The organism is Bradyrhizobium sp. UFLA01-814 (assembly GCF_046718885.1).
Classification (GTDB): Bacteria; Pseudomonadota; Alphaproteobacteria; order Rhizobiales; family Xanthobacteraceae; genus Bradyrhizobium; species Bradyrhizobium elkanii.
This window is the reverse complement of record NZ_JAQOSR010000172.1, coordinates 1-17,979: the sequence shown is the minus strand read 5'-3', so window position 1 is coordinate 17,979 and position 17,979 is coordinate 1. Positions and strand designations below refer to the sequence as shown.

The 17,979-nt window shown below is 60.5% G+C and carries 14 protein-coding genes and 3 pseudogenes; 8 read left to right on the top strand and 9 right to left on the bottom strand.

What is annotated here, in order from left to right:
• Both PMN64_RS35380 and PMN64_RS35375 read right to left on the bottom strand, forming a co-directional pair.
• Positions 1 to 224, bottom strand: a pseudogene (locus tag PMN64_RS35380) (hypothetical protein); the annotation flags it as partial.
• Between the two features lie 11 nt (positions 225 to 235).
• Positions 236 to 3,100: a penicillin-binding protein 1A gene (locus tag PMN64_RS35375; RefSeq protein ID WP_411784062.1), complete on the bottom strand. Its 2,865-nt coding sequence runs from the start codon at positions 3,098 to 3,100 to the stop codon at positions 236 to 238.
• A 190-nt stretch (positions 3,101 to 3,290) separates the two neighbouring features.
• Between PMN64_RS35375 and PMN64_RS35370 the strand changes: the two genes are divergently transcribed.
• From PMN64_RS35370 to PMN64_RS35360, 3 genes are all read left to right on the top strand, one after another.
• A complete protein-coding gene (locus PMN64_RS35370) occupies positions 3,291 to 3,863 on the top strand; it encodes a hypothetical protein (RefSeq protein ID WP_028343337.1) in 573 nt (190 codons plus the stop codon).
• A gap of 632 nt (positions 3,864 to 4,495) precedes the next feature.
• Positions 4,496 to 4,891 (top strand): hypothetical protein, encoded by a 396-nt coding sequence (locus PMN64_RS35365; protein WP_411784061.1) that lies wholly within the window; start codon positions 4,496 to 4,498, stop codon positions 4,889 to 4,891.
• Between the two features lie 130 nt (positions 4,892 to 5,021).
• Positions 5,022 to 6,203, top strand: a complete 1,182-nt coding sequence (locus PMN64_RS35360; RefSeq protein ID WP_411784060.1) for a radical SAM protein — start codon at positions 5,022 to 5,024, stop codon at positions 6,201 to 6,203.
• A gap of 90 nt (positions 6,204 to 6,293) precedes the next feature.
• Here PMN64_RS35360 and fabF read toward each other — a convergent pair whose 3' ends face one another.
• The gene (fabF, locus tag PMN64_RS35355; RefSeq protein WP_411784059.1) at positions 6,294 to 7,556 is read right to left on the bottom strand and encodes a beta-ketoacyl-ACP synthase II; all 1,263 of its coding nucleotides are present in this window, start codon (positions 7,554 to 7,556) and stop codon (positions 6,294 to 6,296) included.
• 174 nt (positions 7,557 to 7,730) lie between these two features.
• Here fabF and PMN64_RS35350 point away from each other — a divergent pair, with 174 nt between their 5' ends.
• The 3 genes and pseudogenes from PMN64_RS35350 to PMN64_RS35340 all read left to right on the top strand — a co-directional run bounded on the left by PMN64_RS35350 (position 7,731) and on the right by PMN64_RS35340 (position 9,808).
• Positions 7,731 to 8,108 (top strand): nuclear transport factor 2 family protein, encoded by a 378-nt coding sequence (locus PMN64_RS35350; RefSeq protein ID WP_411784058.1) that lies wholly within the window; start codon positions 7,731 to 7,733, stop codon positions 8,106 to 8,108.
• Positions 8,109 to 8,128: 20 nt separating this feature from the next.
• A pseudogene (locus tag PMN64_RS35345) lies at positions 8,129 to 9,062 on the top strand (NAD(P)-dependent alcohol dehydrogenase).
• Between the two features lie 44 nt (positions 9,063 to 9,106).
• Positions 9,107 to 9,808, top strand: a complete 702-nt coding sequence (locus PMN64_RS35340) for a helix-turn-helix transcriptional regulator (protein ID WP_411784057.1) — start codon at positions 9,107 to 9,109, stop codon at positions 9,806 to 9,808.
• A 138-nt stretch (positions 9,809 to 9,946) separates the two neighbouring features.
• Here PMN64_RS35340 and PMN64_RS35335 read toward each other — a convergent pair whose 3' ends face one another.
• From PMN64_RS35335 to PMN64_RS35325, 3 genes are all read right to left on the bottom strand, one after another.
• The gene (locus PMN64_RS35335) at positions 9,947 to 10,270 is read right to left on the bottom strand and encodes a hypothetical protein (RefSeq protein WP_411784056.1); all 324 of its coding nucleotides are present in this window, start codon (positions 10,268 to 10,270) and stop codon (positions 9,947 to 9,949) included.
• Complete coding sequence (locus tag PMN64_RS35330) at positions 10,267 to 12,534, bottom strand: tetratricopeptide repeat protein (RefSeq protein WP_411784055.1); 2,268 nt, start codon at positions 12,532 to 12,534, stop codon at positions 10,267 to 10,269. The genes PMN64_RS35335 and PMN64_RS35330 overlap by 4 nt, the downstream gene beginning before the upstream one ends.
• Before the next feature lie 342 nt (positions 12,535 to 12,876).
• Positions 12,877 to 13,995, bottom strand: coding sequence for a hypothetical protein (locus PMN64_RS35325; protein ID WP_411784054.1), 1,119 nt, complete (start codon positions 13,993 to 13,995; stop codon positions 12,877 to 12,879).
• Between the two features lie 793 nt (positions 13,996 to 14,788).
• On the opposite strand from PMN64_RS35325, the gene PMN64_RS35320 reads away from it, so the two are divergent.
• The gene (locus PMN64_RS35320) at positions 14,789 to 15,997 is read left to right on the top strand and encodes an AAA family ATPase (protein WP_411784053.1); all 1,209 of its coding nucleotides are present in this window, start codon (positions 14,789 to 14,791) and stop codon (positions 15,995 to 15,997) included.
• 11 nt (positions 15,998 to 16,008) lie between these two features.
• The gene (locus PMN64_RS35315; RefSeq protein ID WP_411784052.1) at positions 16,009 to 16,620 is read left to right on the top strand and encodes a hypothetical protein; all 612 of its coding nucleotides are present in this window, start codon (positions 16,009 to 16,011) and stop codon (positions 16,618 to 16,620) included.
• Positions 16,621 to 16,733: 113 nt separating this feature from the next.
• Here the strand turns inward: PMN64_RS35315 and PMN64_RS35310 are convergent, their stop codons facing one another.
• The 3 genes and pseudogenes from PMN64_RS35310 to PMN64_RS35300 all read right to left on the bottom strand — a co-directional run.
• Entirely contained in the window at positions 16,734 to 16,964 is a 231-nt protein-coding gene (locus PMN64_RS35310; protein ID WP_411784063.1) for an HGGxSTG domain-containing protein, read from the bottom strand.
• Positions 16,965 to 16,990: 26 nt separating this feature from the next.
• A complete protein-coding gene (locus tag PMN64_RS35305) occupies positions 16,991 to 17,164 on the bottom strand; it encodes a hypothetical protein (RefSeq protein ID WP_411784051.1) in 174 nt (57 codons plus the stop codon).
• A gap of 587 nt (positions 17,165 to 17,751) precedes the next feature.
• Positions 17,752 to 17,979: pseudogene (locus tag PMN64_RS35300) on the bottom strand (hypothetical protein); the annotation flags it as partial.

Sequence of the window (17,979 nt, the reverse complement as noted above, 5' to 3'; positions counted from 1 at the left end):
ACCGGACGTGAGCGGGCCCAATCGTCGAAAGGAATGAGCCCGGTCGAGGAATCGGCGAGCTTGTCGTTGCGTTGGTCGGCGAAGATGACCGTGAGCGGTTTGATCTGCGTGATCGGAACGCTGGCGGCTCCGGGCACGTCCTCCAACTGGAATTCCTGCGCTTCCGCGCCCGTGCAGGCGGCCACGCAGGCGGCGATGAGGGCAGCGGCACGGTAGAGTCTCATGGCGTCAATGCTCAATTCAGCCGCCGCCAGAAATAATCGGGATCGACTCGAAGCGGCGGTCGCGGGAGGCGGTCCTCGTCATCGGGATATCCGCGCGAGGAGGGATATTCGCGCGGACCAAGACGCCAGGTCGGGAATGGAAATGGCGGCCGGTTATCGCCGTAAAGGCGGTTATCGTGGGACCACTGCTGGAATGGCCCGTCGTTTTCGTCCTGACCGCCACGATAGGCGTAGCGTTCTGCACGCGAGACAATCCGAAATCGCGAATCATTGATTCTGCCCGATGGATCCCTCTTCAAGTACTCGGTGAAAGCGCGCCCGGAGCCGGCCGATGCCGGATCGCCCGTATAAGGATCGATCGACAGAGCAACGAGCTGATGCATGGCTTCGCGCGAAGGGCCGTTCAACACCGTCCTCGGAGCGTGCAGCTCCCAGGCTGCCTGCACGATCGGCTCGAACATCGGCAGCGCTACTTTCGCTCCGGTCTGGCCGGGCCCAAGCGTGCGGCGCCCGCCGTCGCCGTTGTCGTAGCCGACCCAGATGGCGATGGTGACGTCATTTGTGAAACCGACGAACCAGGCATCTGCCGAATTATCAGTGGTACCAGTCTTGCCGCCGACATAGGGCGAGAGATGTTTTACCACGCGCGCGGTTCCGCGCGCGAGCACACCCTGTAGCATTGACTTCAGCTGGTAAAACGATGCGCGGTCGGCGGGGCCGATCCAGGAGACCGCATGCGGATCGTGCTGGTAGACTGGGCGACCGTCCTGTTCGATCGTTTCGATCGCATGGGGCTGGGGTCGTGCGCCTTCGTTGGCGATCGCTGCATAGAACGCCGCAAGATCGATGAGCCGCACTGCTTGGGCACCGAGCACGAACGGATAGTGGCGCGTGCATTCTTTGTAGAGTTGCGCTTCCATCGCGACATCACAGACCCGGTCGAGGCCTCGCTCGGCGCTGTCGTCGAGACCGGTCGCGAGCAGTTGCACGGTGGCAAGATTCCGAGAGTTTTCCAGCGCATGCCGCAGTGTAATGGGGCCCATAGCGCCGCCGTCGTAGTTCTTCGGCGACCAGAAATCGCGCTGGCGCGCGTGAACCGTCGCCCCGATCGGCGCCAGCGTAATGGGTTCGTCCATCACCAGCGTGTTGGGCTGCAATCCCTTGCGAAGGGCGGCGAGGTAGGTCAGCGGCTTCAAGGTGGAGCCGGGCTGCCGCAGGCTCTGGACGACGCGGTTGAGCTGGCTTGCCGGATACGAAAAGCCGCCCGCCATCGCGAGAATGCGGCCGCTTTCGTTCCCGAGTACGAGCGCCGCTCCTTGCACGGTCGGTCGAATGCGCAGATCGGCAAGCGCCGCTTGCTTACCCTTGGCTTCGCGCACCTGTACGTAGACCACGTCGTACGGCTTGAGACCGCGCCGGATCGCGTCGCTCCAGGTGTTCAGCGGCAGGATGCTTCCGTCAGTCAGACCGACGTTGATCGCATGGCCGCGCTTGCCACGCGTATTCTCCAGGATGACCGCCGCTTCCCAGTGAACGTCATAGAGAGGTAGCCGCGTCGTCTTCAACGCCACGCGCCAAGCCGGTTCGGTGGCCCTCGGGTCTGCCGCAATCAGACGGACAGCATCGGAAATATTCGCCTCGGGTCCCTCAAATTTGTAACGACCGGTGTTCAGCTCGTACCGCGCGAGGCCCTCCTGCAATGTCGCTTCGACTACGCGCTGCAAGGCCGAGTTGACGGTCGAGCGCACCGTGTAGGAGGAATTGGTGAGAGTATCGAGGCCCGCGACCATCTTTGCCTCGCGGCCGATGTGATCGACGAAGTGAAAGCCGAAGTCCCGTCGCGTCGGCCGGTACTCCACGAACTGCGGCAATACTACTTGCGCCGCGGCGGCGTCGATCATGGCGTCGTCCTGCATGCGGCTCAGCACATAGGCAAGGCGCTCGCGCGCGCGCTCAGGGTGGTGGTCGGGATTGAAGTAATTCGGTCCCTTGGCGAGCCCGGCGAGCAGGGCGCCCTCGACTGCGGAGAGCGCCTTGGCTGGTTTGCCGAAATAGCTGCGCGCCGCCATCTCGATGCCCCAGGCTCCGCGACCGAGATAAATCGAGTTGAGATAGAGCTCGAGGATCTCTGCCTTGGTCAGGGCGCGCTCGATCCGCGAGGCGACGATCATTTCGCGCAGTTTTCTTTCGTAGGTGATGTCGTTGCCCACCAGCAGGTTCTTCGCGACCTGCTGCGTAATGGTCGAGCCGCCCTGCGGCCGGCCCGGCTGCGTGAAGTTGCCGATGAAGGCGCGGACCAGTCCGCGCTCGTCAATGCCGGTGTGTTGGAAGAAGCGCTTGTCCTCGGCGGCGATGAAAGCGTTGCGCACCGCTTCTGGGATATCCGCAAGCTTGGCCCAGATGCGGCGATTGTTCGGCGCGTAAATCTCGGCAAGGCGCTGGCTGTTGTTGTCGAGGATGACGCTGGTGACAGGAAGCCTGAGGTCTTTAAGCTGCACGGCGTCGGGCAGATCCTTGACCGCGCTGTTGTAGAAAGCGATGACCTGACCGAGATCGACCGGAGAGCCTTCAACTTTTTCGACCTTGCAGAACTGCCTGTAGGCAACGTGGAGGTCGGCCAGATTCAGTCCTTTGAGTGCCCTGATCTCGCTGCTCAACGCCTCCTTGTCATCCATGGCAGTGGCAATCAGATCGTCCAGGTTGATGTCCTCGATGTCGAAAGCCTTGCGCATGTGGACGCAGCCGGCACTCAAAAGCTGCGCCACCTCGACGCGGTCGCGCACCGCATCGAACTCCGTCTTGACCCCATCCGGCCGGGTAGTGACCTGGCTGAAGGCAAGCGCCGTGGCGAAGATCTTGATGAGAATCGAGTCCATGACCTGCCGACGGTCGAAAAGCCGCCCCCGTAAGGTCCCGAACAATATTGAATAAGCCTGTATTGAGGAAAAAGTTCCCGAGGCGCCGCCGCCCGCTTCTCCGGGCCCTCAGCACTGCTCCGACCGGCCGCGCCGCGGAACCAACGCTGCGGCCAGCGCGTTTTAAAAAGTCCGTATTGGCAGCGCACCCATGAATGCCCCTCTTCCAGTCGTGCTTGCCGTGGCGCTCATCAGCGCCGCCATCGCCGCGATGCCTGCGGATGCTGCTTCTAGAAAAAGGAGCACCCGGGCTCTTGCCGCGGTCTCCCCTGCTGCCAGCGCCGCTCCCACGGACAGATTTTTTGCCTGCGACGTCCGGGTGCGAGACTATCTTCGCGAAGGCGGAGCGGTGGCACGGGTGACCAAGATCGAAGTGGACGATGCCCGACTGCAGTTGAACATTCATCATGAGTACGGGGAGGCGGGAAAGTCGGCTCGAAAATACCTCCGCGGTGACACTGAAGAAGAAATGCGCAAAAATCTGCGTGGAATATTGGATGAGTTCGCTGCGGCTGCGAAGGCGGCAACGGCTGGTCGCGCTTGGTATGTGATCGCTGCTCGCAAGGTCATGCCGGACACCCGCGACGGTTCGGGCGAGACCACGAGTCCGTGGACAGCCGTCGTCCTCGCGGATTTCGAAGGAAAATGCAGACCCATCACGTTCTTTCAGTCTGTCGACCGGAACAAGCTCGATGCTGAACTGAGCAAGAAATTGGATGAGTGAAGTTTTCCGCTTGAAGTGATTTGCAGTCGTAACGACGGCGCCTGGACGCCATGAGGCGCGGCGAGGTGCTCAACTGCCGTCGCGTTGAGTTTGCGGCATTGGCGGCGAGGCGCGGCTTTCATCGCCTATAGGGTACGTTTGGGCAGCCGTTCTGAAGCGCTTTGAAAAGCAATAAGGCAGTTGCTGCCCAAACTTTTCTTTAACCCACTGAAATCACTCATTTCTGCCCCATCCCTAGGGAGCGCCATTTGAGCCCTCATCCGCAAACCCGGACTGACCCGCTTCGGCCTGCAAAAGCGGCCATTGCGAGCGCATGCCTACGGCTCCCGCTTCAGATTGCGGCGCCGTTGGCCGCGATCAAACGCATGAGCGATTGCGCAGGTCTTTCGGAAGCAGGTCTTTCGGAACGGGATCGCGCGAGGACCGCTAGGTCGATCAGGATCGAGCCCGATGCGCGAAAGCCGGCGCGCGCGAGAGCGTGCCTTGCTCGTTCACCCCGTGCGAACCGATCAGCGCAGACGCGATACCTAGACTCCGCTGCAAATCCGCTGCTATACTTTCAGTTGCTCGACCGGCGTAAGGCACGCGCCGACATTTCGTTCGATTGTGGTATCGCGAAAAGGAGCTCGACGATGGCGATTACGCTGACGGTCTTGGCGAGCCTGCTGCAACTGCACGGGCCGGGTGCGACAATCGAAAGCGATCATCAGGGTATCGACGCATTGCTGAGTGGTATGCGCGAGCAGGGCCTTCGGGAACAGAGCGCTCAGGAACAGAGCCCTCAAGAACAGAGCTTTCAAGAACAGAGCCCTCAAGACGTACAGAGCTTCCAGCTGGGGGTGATTTCCGACCAGCCCCAGGCAACTCAGGTCTATTTCAGGCGCGGGGCCTTTGCCAGGGGGCCCTATGCGGGCGGCTTTCGCAGGGGCGGCGGCTACTATCCGGGCGCCGGCGCATTTCGCAGGGCCGGCGGATATTATCCCGGAGCAGGCGCGTTCCGACGAGGTGGCTTCGTCAGGGGCTACTAGAGCATGATCCGGAAAAGTGGAAACCGGTTTTCCGAAAAGATCATGCTCAAACAAAGAGATGAGATCATGATGATGCGATTCCGCGGAAACGCATCATGATCTAGGCCGATCGCAGCTTGCTGGTATCCGCATGTCGGTTGACGCTTCAAATTCCGTCGCGTTCCAGGAGCAGCCGATCACGCAGTTGCTGGTCAAGGTAGCGGCGAGGTGCAACATCGATTGCTCCTATTGCTACTGGTTTCGCGATGCGGCCGTCTATGACAAGCCCAAGCTGATGAGTGCGGAGGTGCTGCAGCAGCTGTTGCTGCGCCTCGAGCAACACGTCGCCAGATACTCCCTCGTCGACTTTCCCGTGATCCTGCACGGCGGTGAGCCGCTGCTTTGGGGCGTCGATAATTTTCACCGTTTTGCGGAGGCCTGCGAGGGCGTTTCATCTAGGACTGGCTGTGAGATCCCCATTGCGGTGACCACCAATGGCGTCCTGGTTGACGATGAATGGCTCGACTGTTTCGAGGCCCGCAATATTTCGGTGGCGATCAGTATCGATGGGCCGGCACATATTCACGACGCTCACCGCAAGACGTTTCAAGGTACCGGCACCCATGCCGCTGTGGAACGTGCCGCCCGCATGCTGGTCTCGCGCGACATCGGCGTGATCGCCCTCGCGGTTTGCAACCCGGCTCACGCGCCGCAGGAGTATGCGGATTTTTTCGCGGCGTGCGGCATCGCCAACTACGACATCATGATTCCCGACGCGACGGTGGATGAGCAGCCGTCGTCCATTGCCCCGTTCTATAACGGTCTTTTCGACTTGTGGCTGGAAGCCAATCGCACGACGCCGACATCGAATGTTCGCATCATTTCCGACATGGTCGCTGCCCTGATCGGCAACAATGCGCCGACTGAAGGCGTGGGCCACAAGCCGGTCGAGCTTTGCACGGTCATGACTGACGGCACGGTGGAGGCCCACGACGTGCTGCGGATTGCGGGTGACGGCTTCACCAACACGAGGTTCAACATCTTCGATCACGCGATCGACGACGTCAGGAACGAGCCTCGCTGGAAAGCCGCACGCGATGCGTCAGTCAATCTTTGCGAGAAATGTCGGCAGTGCAAGTTCATGAGCGCCTGCGGCGGAGGTTATCTTCCGCACCGCTTCTCAAGGAAGAACGGTTTCGACAATCCGTCGGTCTATTGCGACGATCTCTATTCGATGTTCGAGAACATGCAATCCGTGCTGGAACGTCATCTCTACGTCCGCAAGCAGGACGGGGAGCGGATTGGCGTGCGCAGCGCAGCGGCGGGCGGTTAGGCAATTTGAATCGATCGCTAGCTCCGCTCTTCATCCGTAGATGACGCGACACGCGCGGCATCTTTCCATTGCGAGCAAGGCCCGACCGCCTCAAGACCACCGACGAAACACCAGGCTGGCGTTGACGCCGCCAAATCCGAAGCCGTTCGAGATCGCGTGTTCGATCGCCATCGGCCGTGCGACGTTCGCGACCAGGTCGATGCCCTGTGCTGCGGAATCGGCGTTCTCCAGATTGAGCGTGGGCGGCGCGACCTGGTCGCGCAGCGCCAGGATGGTGAAGATCGCCTCGATGCCGCCGGCGGCGCCGAGCAGATGTCCCGTCGCCGATTTGGTCGCGCTGACGGCAACTTTTCCCTCGCGCCCGAACACACGCTTGATGGCCTCGAGCTCGGAGAGATCGCCGACCGGGGTCGATGTCGAATGCGCGTTGAGATGCTGGACTTCGTCGGGCCGCAACCCGGCCTGCCGGAGCGCCGCCTCCATCGCGCGCCGGGCGCCGTCGCCATCCTCCGGGCCTGCGGTGATGTGATAGGCGTCCGCCGTCGTGCCGTAGCCGATGAGCTCGGCGATCGGCTTCGCGCCGCGCCGAAGCGCGTGTTCGAGCTCCTCGATGACGAGCACGCCCGCGCCTTCGCCCATGACGAAGCCGTCCCGGTCGCGGTCGAACGGCCGCGACGCGCGCGCCGGCGTGTCGTTGAACGACGTCGACAGCGCCCGCGCGGCCGCAAAGCCGCCAAGGCTCACGGGATCGACGCAGGCCTCCGCGCCGCCGCAGACCGCAATGTCGGCTTCGCCGGCCCTGATCAGGCGCGCGCCGTCGCCGATCGCTTGCACGCTCGCCGCGCAAGCGGTCACCGGCGCGCCGATCGGACCCTTGTAGCCGTACCGGATCGTGATGTGCCCGGCGGCGAGATTTGCCAGGAAGGAGGGAATGGTGAACGGCGACAGCCGGCGCAGGCCGCTCTTTTCCGCCGTGCGCACGGCGTCTGCGATCGCCGGAAATCCGCCGATCCCGGATGCGATCACGGTGGCGGTTCGCTCCTGCGCAAGTGCCTCGGTCGGCATCCAGCCGGCCTGCGCCACGGCCTCGGCTGCTGCGAGCAGCGCGAACAGGATGAACCGATCCATCTTCTTCTGGTCCTTGCGCGGGGCTGCGGAATCGGGATCGAAGCCGCCCTCGGCATCGTCGCTCTTGTCAGGAACCTGTCCTGCGACGCGCGCCGGTAGCGCGGCCGCCCACTCCGGCAATGCCGTGAGCCCGGAATGCCCCGCAAGCAGCCTCGACCACACCAGTTCGCTACCACAGCCCAGCGGGGACACTGTCCCGAGGCCCGTCACAACAATTCGACGCATGGTTCTCCTGTCGCTCTTGCCGGCGTGGCCGGTCCTCCTTTTATATATGATGATCGTAATTTATTGGCAATTGGGCACAAAAATAAGCGATTTCATGGTTTTATATCATGCTGACAAAATCTGTCAGTGGTACGCGTTAGCTTCAGTCCATCACCTCAGCGAAAGGAATACGTGATGACTGAACGTAACGGCAAGGCGCTGGCTGTAGCCCACACCTACTTCGATGCAATGGCCAGCAGGGATGCGGACAAGATCGTCTCCATCTCCGCCGACGACATCGTTTGCAACTCGCCGCGCGGAGAACTCAACGGGAGCGCGGCGTTTCGCGGCTTTCATGAAGGGTTTTCGCGAATGATCAAGAAGCTGACGCTTCTCGCCGCTTTCGGCGACGATGCGGAGGCTGTGATCGTTTATGACGCGGATACGCATCCCGTGGCGAATGCCATCGTGGCCGAGCACCTCACGGTCGAGAACGGCAAGATCGCTTCCACGCGCGTGATTTATGATGCGGCACCGTTCGCTGCTTACGCGGCGACGGTCCAGCCCCACTGACCTTGTCGACGGAGCGTATCGTGAGACGCATTCAATACTACGCATATGGCCGGCCCCGAGACCATGAAGCTCGAGGATGTCGCGCCCCAATCCCCGGGTAGGGGCGAGGTCGCGGTGAAGGTCAACTTCGCCGCAATCAATCCCATCGATTGGAAGGTACGCAACGGCGATCTGAAGATGATAACGGGCAAGGTCTTTCCACGCGCCATGGGCAGTGACTTCTCCGGGATCGTGGTTTCGGTTGGTAGCGGGGTGACCCGCTTCAGACCGGGTGATGCCGTTTTTGGTCTCGCGCGGCTCAAGGAGAGTGGCGCGCTTGGCGAAGGGGTCGTCACCAGCGAGAGCTTTCTCGCGAAGAAACCCGAATCCGTGTCCTTCGCGGACGCGGCTTGCCTCGGGACGCCGGGCGTCACGGCCTGGAATGGTCTGATAGACAAGGCGGGCCTCAAGCGCGGCCAGTCGGTGTTCATCAATGGCTGTACCGGCGCGGTTGGCGAGGCCGCGGTGCAGATTGCAAGGATGCTTGGCGCTACTGTTGCAGGCAGCTGCAGCGCAGGAGCCATGCAAAGGGCTCGTGATCTCGGCCTGCAGAAGGTGTTTGATTATCGCAAGACTGAACTGTCGACGCTCCGTGATCGGTTCGATGTCGTCTATGACACCGCTGCCATCATGCCGACAGCGGTCGGTCTGCGCCTCGCGGGCAGGAACGGCGTATTCGCGGACATCGACCCGACCCCGATGAAGTTTCTCCGATCGGCCTTTGACCGGCGACTGAAGCCTATCGTGTGTACGCCACGCGCGGACATTCTCGATGGCATTGCCGATGCAGCCGGAGAAGGGAAGCTAAGGCTGCCGATTGCTGAAACCGTGCCGCTCGGCGGTGCGATCAAGTTGATTACGACCCTCGAAAAAGGCCGGAAGATCGGCGGGAAAGGGCTCGTCGCGGTCGGCTGACAGGCTACTGCCAATTCCTGGCATGAGCGTGCTAGACTGCTTCCATGTCCAAAAGTGAACGGCTCTTCGATCTCATGCAGGTGCTCCGGCGTCATTCGCGTCCGGTATCGGGTATGGACCTTGCGCACGAGGCCGGTGTTTCGTTGCGGACGATCTATCGCGACATTGCCGCCTTGCAGGCGCTGGGGGCGGAGATCGAAGGAGAGCCGGGCGTCGGATACGTCTTGCGCCCCGGCTTTCTCCTGCCTCCGCTGATGTTCTCCGAAGAAGAGATTCAGGCGGTTGCACTTTGCGTACAATGGGTGCAACGGCAAACGGACGAGGGGTTGGCATTCGCAGCACACAATGCGATTTCCAAGATCAGCGCGGTACTTCCTGCCGAACTGCGCGACAGGGTGGACGATAGGAGCTTTCACGTCAGCCGCAGGGCGCCCAGGACTGCGTCCGTGGATCTTCAGATGCTCCGCCAGGCGATGCGCGAGCAGCATAAGCTCCGCATCGTCTATCGCGACCCGAAGGGAGCGGAGACTGCGCGCGTCATCTGGCCAATCATGCTCGGCTTTTTCGAGGCCCGGCGGATCATCGCGGGCTGGTGTGAGCTGCGAAAGGATTTCCGCACCTTCCGCGCAGACCGGATCGCGCGCATCAAGCCATTGAAGGAGCGCTATCCCGGTCGCAGACGCGATCTCGTCAAGCAATGGCGGGCGCAAGCCGACGAGCAGAATGCGTCGGGCAATCGATCATAGGGGCACCTTCAGGGACAATTGCGCCGGCCGTGCACTTAACCTCGTCGGCGATTTAGAGCGTTTTCGAGCGAAGTGGACACCGGTTCGCGTGAAGAAAACGCGTCAAAACAAGAATCTAGAGCTTCGGTTCTGATTCAATCAGAACCGAAAATGCTCTAGCGCACTGTCACCGTAAACGCTCCCTTCGTCGCGCGATCGAGTAACGCGGGAAAGAAGCTCTTCACGGCATTCGACCAGGGCCGCCTCGACGGTTGGACGAACAGTCTCAAACCGGCTGGCTGGAATGGCGACCGAGAATGCCAAGAGCGCTGTGCTTCTTGCATTGGCCGCGAACGCGAAATCGCCCTTTCGCGTCGCCAATACCGGCTTTTCGAACCCATCCCTGCTCCCCTTGATTCGGATCGCGGTGTCTTCGACCTCGACTACGCTGATGAGCGACTGCAGATAGGCAGCAACGATCACGCCGGGACGACGATATGGTCCGGCGCAATGCCCGCCTGGTGACGCTCATACATCGCGGTGTAGGCGGCCTCGATATGTCGGGTGAAACGCTTGGTATCGAACAACGGCGCCGTTAGCCGGTTAGCCGCCAGCTTGGTCTTGAGCGCCGCGAGCTTCTCGGGATGGGTCGCAAGATCGACCGCCATGCGCTCATAAGCGTCCGGCGATTCCGCAATGAGCTCGGGCAGGCCGACCGCATGGAGCAAGCTCGCCGCGACCCGACTGGCAAACGTGTCGCCGAGAATGGTCAGCACCGGCAGGCCGGCCCATAGCGCATCGCTGGCGGTCGTGTGGGCGTTGTAGGGAGTGCTGTCGAGGAACAGGCCGGCGAGGCGATGACGTGCGAGATGGTCGGGCAACGACATACGCGGCGCGAACACAAGGCGCTCCGCAGCGACGCCACGCGCGACCGCCTCCTTTCGCAAATTTGCGGCAGAGTCGGCGTTGGCTTCGAGGAGCCACAACATGCTGCCCTCGACGCGGCCGAGAATCCTCATCCACCGATCGAATAGCTTCGGCGTGATCTTGTAGTTGTTGTTGAAGCAGCAGAACACGAAGCCCGTCGGTGCCAGGCCCACGTTGCCGCGCGTAAACACGCGATCGGCAATGACGCGTTTGTCGTCGTTGGCCTGATAGCTGTTGGGCAGGGCGACCACCTTTTCGCTGTAGAATTCGCGATGGTGATCCGGGATCACGGTACGATCGGCGATGATGTAGTCGATGAACGGGGCACCGAGTGTTCCCGGATAGCCCAGATAATTGACCTGGATGGGTGCAGGCCGGCGGCCAAGGACTCTGGTGCGGGATCCCGCGGTAAAGCCTTTCAAATCAACCAGGATGTCGATTTCCAATTGTCTGATCAGGTCGGCGACCGCATCGTCGTTGATGTCCCGGACCTCGACAAATCGATCGAACGACGCCTCCAGCCGTCGACGCATCTCCGAGGGGTCGTTGGGCGACCATGAGATTGCCACCGTCTCGAATTTCGACCGGTCGTGGCACTCGAACATCCCTGCCATCAAGAGCGATGTCGCGTGGTTGCAAAAATCCGACGAGAAATAGCCGATGCGAATTCGATCGTGATGGTAGCGCTCGCCCCGCCAGCGCTGGCTTGCAGACGGCGGATGATTCTTCGCGGTCCATCGCGTGGCGCATAGCAGTTGGTCGGCGGTCGATGAAGGAACGCTACAAAACAGAAATGGCGGCGTCGTCGCGTTCCGAGTCCTGATCAACTCGATAAGTTGGTCGCACCCGGCGTCAAAGCCGGCCCAGTCGCAAATGTGGGATTTGGCGTGCAGACGATAGCCTTCGATATCGGCCTGGTCCGGTTTGAGCGCGACGGCCTTGTCATAGGCGGCGAGTGCCTCGGGGTAGCGCGCCAGAATGGATAGAACCTTGCCGCGGTTGGCGTGGGCAGCCGCATCGTCGCCCTTGTGTTGGATCGCCTTGTCGATGCTGGCGAGCGCCGCGTCATGATGCCTGAGCCTGAACAGCGCCGAGCCGCGGTTGTTGTAGGCCTCGGCATAGTCGGGCTGGAGCGCGATCGCCTTGTCGTAACTCGCAACTGCCTCTTCGAGACGATCCAGTTCGACCAGCACGTTGCCGCGATTGTAGCACGCGCCGGCGATTCCCGGCGCCCGGTCGTAGCTCGCGAGCGCATCATCGAACCTTTTGAGGTCGTTGAGCACGTTGCCGCGATCGTTGTGTGCACCGGCATCGTTGGGCTTGAGCGCAATCGCCCTGTCCAGGCTCGCCAGGGCCTCTTCGAGCCGCTGCAGCTTTCTCAGCGCGGCGCCCCTGTTTCGATGGGCATCTGCATGGTCAGGCGCCAGCGCGATCACGCGATCGTAGCTTGCGAGCGCCTCCTCGTGGCGCCCCAGGTCCGCGAGCGTAAGTCCGCGATTGTAGAGCGCCGGCGCAAGGTCTTGCCTGAGCGCGATCGCCCTGTCGAAGCTCGCGAGCGCTTCGTCGAAGCGACGCGACGCGCGCAGCGCATTGCCCAGGTTGCTGTGCGCGTCCGCGACGTTGCCGTTGAGCGTGATCGCCCGCCGGATCAGGTCGACGCCGCGCTCGCTACGGCCGGTCTGCGCGGAAATCAGGCCCAGCAGATGCAGCGCATCGAAGTTGTTTGGCTGCTGTCGGAGAATGTCTTCATAGATCTTTTCTGCTGCCGCCAACTGACCCCGCTGGTGCAGCGCGACAGCCTGCGCGAAGGCGCGCTGCAAGTCGGTCGAACCGGATTTTTGAAATTCACCTGTTTCGGGCATCAGACGTCTTCACGCGCTCCGTGTCCGGGTCTTGGCCTCACGCTGGCAGACATGTCGCATCCTGTGCCCGCGATATGGATCGCTCGTCTATTAAAGGTTGAAATTGGCAGATCGTCCTCGATTGCGCAACGGCCTCCAGGAACAGCTCCAGGAACAGCTCCACCAATAGTCGGGCTGAAGCGGATGGTCTTCGGTCAGCCCGGCGGCTGCCTCGTCAGCCGCAGCCGAACCGTGGACGGTCACGACGGAAGCGGGGGGCATCTGGAGCATTAAAGCCGGCGTCACGATGCGCCTGCCATTCTAGCTCGAACACGCGTCGTTGCTGAGAAGCGGCGTCGGGTTCTCTGTTGAATTTTCTCCGCCGCGATACCATGGCTTGAAACGAAAGCCCGTTCTTGAATACGACCATGGCGCCGTCAGGGATCGAGCGCTCCCCTCCGTCGTATATTCTGAAGCGACCCCGGGGTCTGGATTGTAGAACGAGAAGATTCCGCGCCAACTGCCGTCCTGCTGCTCCTGGGCGTACGACAGCTCCACCTTGTTTCGTGAGACCGAAACCAGACGATCCGAAACGTGATCGAACACAAATGGTCGTTCGAACCAGATCGTCGTCTCATCCTGTTTGATTGCGACGTTGGCCTCCTGTCTTGCGGTGCCGCCACCGACCAGCAGGGGAATCCCCAGCGGCACCGCAACGTCCGCAGTGGCGGTTGCATTGAGACGGTTGGCGGAAAGCGTCGATGCAAAACCATCGGGTCGCGCAATGACGGTCTTTTTCGTGAACGGGCCTTGCCCGCTGTTGGCTGTGGCAACCAGCGCGACGGCATTCTGCGCGTTGTTGTAGTAGCCGTGATAAAAGATGACATATTCACCGTTCGCGCGCCGACAGGCATAGCTGATCGAGAGCCCGGACGCTTCCTCGGGCAGCGAGGGCGTGATCACGGCGCCGTGGCGCGTGAACGTCATGCCGTCAACGCTGGTGGCCAGCTTGATCTGGTTCGACGCGCGGTCGAGGTAATAGATCATGTATGGCTCGGCTACGCCGGGCTCATACACCACCTGCGCGGGGCCGATCCCGCCGGGCTCGGACGCGTCCGACTGAAAAGCGATTCCTTGCGGGATCCAGGCTCCTTCGTTTGTCGACGTCCAGAGCCGCACCTGAAACCAGCCCGTCGTATAGGCCGACGCGTAAAGGCGCCGGGTATTTGCATCCGGGGCGATCGCGGATGGCCATGCGAGGTGAAGAACGCCATCGGGCGGCGACAGTGCCGGCGTCAGGCTCGACACCAGGCCATCGTCGCCGAACTCCCAGATGTGATAAATGCCGCTGCTCCCGAGGCCATTGAGAAACCAACTTCTGGCAATTGCGCCTGCCGGGAAAAGCGTGAGGATGACAAAAACAAGTCCCCGCACAATCATGAAATTAATCCCTGGGTCGTGCCGTCTATCGAGCAATGAATTTTGCAGTGATGGCATACCCGGGCGGCCATTTCCGCCGGAAATTTGTTTCTGAAAATGAAACTGAGCCGGGATCAAGACGCGCATATGCAGGTGAGGGACCTGTCGATTGATTGCACCGCAGGTCACACAAGCCTGGTGTGCAAACACCCTCACTTCATTCCGTCCAGCAGCTTCCGCGTCTCACGCAGCAACCCGCGGATTTGCTGTCGCTCGGCGATCGCTTTGTTCGCGATCTGGATCAGCGAGCGTAGCCCGGGTCAACGGTGGCGGTGCGCTACTGCGCAGGCGCCTCGTCAGAAAGGATGACTATCTCGACAATCCTTACCCGGCAAACTGCGGGGAATGCGAAGGTTGGCATACGGTCGTGTCACGAGATGAAAAAAAATCTTTGCGTGGTGTGCCTCGACGTTACAGATGAGCTTTCGCATTGCGGATTTTGTACTGAGGCAAGCACAGGCCCCCTGGAGGATAGCTATCTATTCGGCTGCGGCCACTGCGAGGGAAGTGCAGGATGGCATGCAAGTATGGACGACTAGTATGGCTATGGGGCGTCATGGCAGCGAAGCGTAGGCGATCCACAAAGCGCTGCGTCGCCATTGGAAACCGAGCCGTTGGTTTCCGGCAATGGACGTAGCGCCTCACCTCATCGACGAAGTACCTAAGCCGCTAGGGTACGGAGCCACTGTTTGGGGGTGGCTGGTCATAGCTTTGATTGCTATACCAATGGCTCTCTAGGGGTGAGGATAGGGGCGTGTGGCTGAAGGCATTCCGGCTAAGAAACTATAAGTCGTTCGCAGACAGCGGAACGTGTGACTTAGACAACCGAGTTAATGTCATTGTGGGTCAGAACAACACGGGCAAGACAGCGCTGTTGCAGTCATTGTCATTTCAGCTGTCGCCCATACCTCACCGAAGCTCCAAGCTCCGACGCGAGGATATGCCAAATCCTCACTCGACGCTTGACTTCCAGTTCGTTTTCAGCGGTCAGGAATTAAGGGATACGTTGCTGAGCTTCAACAGCAATGTTGATGTGCCAATCCCAAAAGAGTGGGCTCAGCTCCCTGATCCTAAAAACGCAACCCAAACGAAGATTTTTGAGCAGAGGGAGATAGTATTTTCTGCACAGCATATCGTTTCAGGTGAACTAAACGCTATGCAAACGACTGGCTATCCGTCTGTCACCTATTCCGAGGCGGGAAGCGGACACTTCATACGTCTTGTCAGGGGCGCGGATCATGCCAGCTTCCGTGTCGATGGCCTTGGGCAAGGTGAGAATGACAATATTGCAACCACTTTAGCGCCGCTTCTCAGGCAAAAGCTTTACTTATTCAATGCGCAACGTAGCCCAAATCCGAGGTATCCCTTTGGAGATCGAAGGCAGCTTGCGCAAGATGCGTCAAACTTGGCGGAGGTGCTTGCAACGTTACAACCTTATCCGACCGCTTATCGTAACTACGTCGATCAAGTTCGTCGCGTGCTGCCGCTGATCAAGTGGATTAGTATCACCGGTGCAGGTGGCAACGAAATTGAAGTTCGAGTTTGGCAGGTTGACGAGACGAGCGGCAGAGACGATCTCACTGTCCCTTTGTCTCAGTGCGGCACTGGAGTTGGGCAGGTCCTCTCCATTCTCTATGTGGTTACGCAATTAAGTGGAAACGTCATTGTAATTGACGAGCCTACAAGCTTCCTCCATCCGGGCGCTGCCAAAGCGCTCATGACCATTTTGCGGGAAGATCAGAAAAATCAGTACATCATCTCGACGCACTCTCCAGAAGTCATCGTGGCGGTTGACCCGGCGCGTTTGATTGCTCTTGGTTTCGAGGACGAGGCGACGACTGTTAAACAGGTAAACGGAAGCGACTTGAACAGCACGAGAGACATTCTCCACGCGCTGGGATCGAGGCTGTCGGATGTGTTTGGTGCCGATTTTATAGTATGGGTGGAAGGGCCTACCAGGTAGAATGCTTTCCCTTGCTCTTGGAAGCGGGCGAGGTCGCTACGGCGGCCAATCTGACGATGGCGGCTCTTCGCGCCACAGGAGATCTAGAAGGAGATCAAGCCGATGCAATTGCAGATATCTATCGGAGCCTGAGCGCTTCCCACGCAATTCTCCCCAGAACTGTTGCTCTAAGTTTGGACGGAGATAAGCGCGCTCAATTGGAGGACAGCAAGGTGCTCAAGACCGCTTTTGGCGATGTTCTGCATTTTCTGCCACGCCGAACTTATGAAAGCTATCTTCTCGATGGCGTTGCCATATCTTCACTGCTGAATGAGCAGCCATTCTTTAAAGAGATGCCGATAACCGCAGAGAAAGTTTCTGGATGGCTATTGAAGCATGGGAATGACGAGGAATTTTCAGCAACGGACGAGACGGTGTTTTCTCACGGTTGGTACTGCAAGGTGGATGGTGCAAAGCTGCTGGAGAGGCTATTCCCAGATGTTTCCGAGGCGACGGAAATCTATAGAAAAACACTGCATTCTGCACAGCTGACGCGATGGCTCTTGAAGCACAACAGACCGGCGCTGGATGTACTCATCGAGTATGTCGTGAACCTTGTACCAGCCGCCCTGCACGTTGCGTGACGGACTCCGTTGCGTCCGAGGCATAGATTTTATCAATGGCGGGGTGGATCACGCTTGGATAGCCTTCCAATTTTGTACATACAACTATTCCGCCATCACTGCATCCAATCACTTCATCCTCTCCAGCAGCCTCTGCACTTCCCCCAACACATCCCGAATCTGCCGTCGCTCTTCGATCGCATGCCGAGTGAACAGACCGTGCTGCGCGCGTTCCGGTTTGCCCTTGGCGCGCCGGATCCCTCGGCGCCGCCGTGCATGCGGCAGCGCGTCTTGCCGTGCACGGCCGGCGCGCGGCACGAACCGCCGCACCGGGTCCTGGCGCCACAGCGCGGGCTCGTCGGCATCGGGCCGGTATTCATGACGTGATCGCTCATGCCTGTGCGTCCCGCCTGACATCGGCGGCATCATGCCGCCGCCTGGCGCCCGCGGGCCTCATTGCCCGCGCCGCGGCTGCCGGGCTCTGGTCCGAAACGATCACGTTCACATCCTGCGTGACGTTGCCGACAAAGGCGTTGCCGCCGTCCTCCACCTTCACGTTCTGCACGGTGATCAGCCCAACAGGCCGGCAACTGGCAAGAGAGGGTTACTTCTTCGGTCGGACGCAAAGCCCACAGGGTTGGCGCCGGCAGCTTACAGGGGCTAGCCCGGATGGACGGTCCCGTAGATCTACCATGACCCGGAATTCCAACTGCTCGGCGCCGGAGCGGGCGCTAGGTTGATAGCGCGGGGGCGGCGCCTTGAGGTCAGGAGGCCGCAATGGAGCGTCTGTACTTGGGCATCACCGTCACCAGCACTTACGCGCTGGTCACCTTTGCGCTGATGCTGGCTTTCGTGCACTGACCGCCGGGAATCCGGATCCTTGCCCGCGGGGCCGCGACGGGGTGCGTTGTCGTCTTCGCGGAACGCGGCAATGTCGGCAACCGGCAACCTTTTACCGTGTCAGCGGGTTTAATATTCATGCCCAGGCCTGTAGCGATAACCCTGATGAGTTTGGCGGTTGCAACGCTCACAGCGTTCGGCATCGCCGCAGCCCTCATGATCCATTAGCGGGATGGGCCGCCGGGATTTCACGCCCGGCGGCCCATTGGTCGTTGAGGAGTGCGGGCGAACGACCATCAGTTCGGCTGCGGTCTATTTCTTCATGTGGTCCTTCGGCATCGTCTCATGCTTCATGGCGCTGCCGCGACCACGGCCTTCCTTCGACTTCGGATCGTTCATCGTCGCGCCCGGGTTTGCCGCACCGGGGCTGCTGGATGCACCTTGACCACTGGTCGCAGCGGGAGAGTTGCCGCCGCCGCCACCGGCACCGCCGCCTCCACCCTGTCTCTTATACACATCTGACGCTGCCGACGACCATGG

What these genes read in the sequence shown, in the direction of transcription:
- PMN64_RS35340 (WP_411784057.1), top strand. Translation starts at nt 9,107, where the DNA reads ATGTCCAAAAGTGAACGGCTCTTCGATCTCATGCAGGTGCTCCGGCGT.
- PMN64_RS35375 (WP_411784062.1), bottom strand. Translation starts at nt 3,100, where the DNA reads ATGGACTCGATTCTCATCAAGATCTTCGCCACGGCGCTTGCCTTCAGC.
- PMN64_RS35365 (WP_411784061.1), top strand. Translation starts at nt 4,496, where the DNA reads ATGGCGATTACGCTGACGGTCTTGGCGAGCCTGCTGCAACTGCACGGG.
- PMN64_RS35310 (WP_411784063.1), bottom strand. Translation starts at nt 16,964, where the DNA reads ATGCCGACGAGCCCGCGCTGTGGCGCCAGGACCCGGTGCGGCGGTTCG.
- PMN64_RS35350 (WP_411784058.1), top strand. Translation starts at nt 7,731, where the DNA reads ATGACTGAACGTAACGGCAAGGCGCTGGCTGTAGCCCACACCTACTTC.
- PMN64_RS35370 (WP_028343337.1), top strand. Translation starts at nt 3,291, where the DNA reads ATGAATGCCCCTCTTCCAGTCGTGCTTGCCGTGGCGCTCATCAGCGCC.
- fabF (WP_411784059.1), bottom strand. Translation starts at nt 7,556, where the DNA reads ATGCGTCGAATTGTTGTGACGGGCCTCGGGACAGTGTCCCCGCTGGGC.
- PMN64_RS35325 (WP_411784054.1), bottom strand. Translation starts at nt 13,995, where the DNA reads ATGATTGTGCGGGGACTTGTTTTTGTCATCCTCACGCTTTTCCCGGCA.
- PMN64_RS35360 (WP_411784060.1), top strand. Translation starts at nt 5,022, where the DNA reads ATGTCGGTTGACGCTTCAAATTCCGTCGCGTTCCAGGAGCAGCCGATC.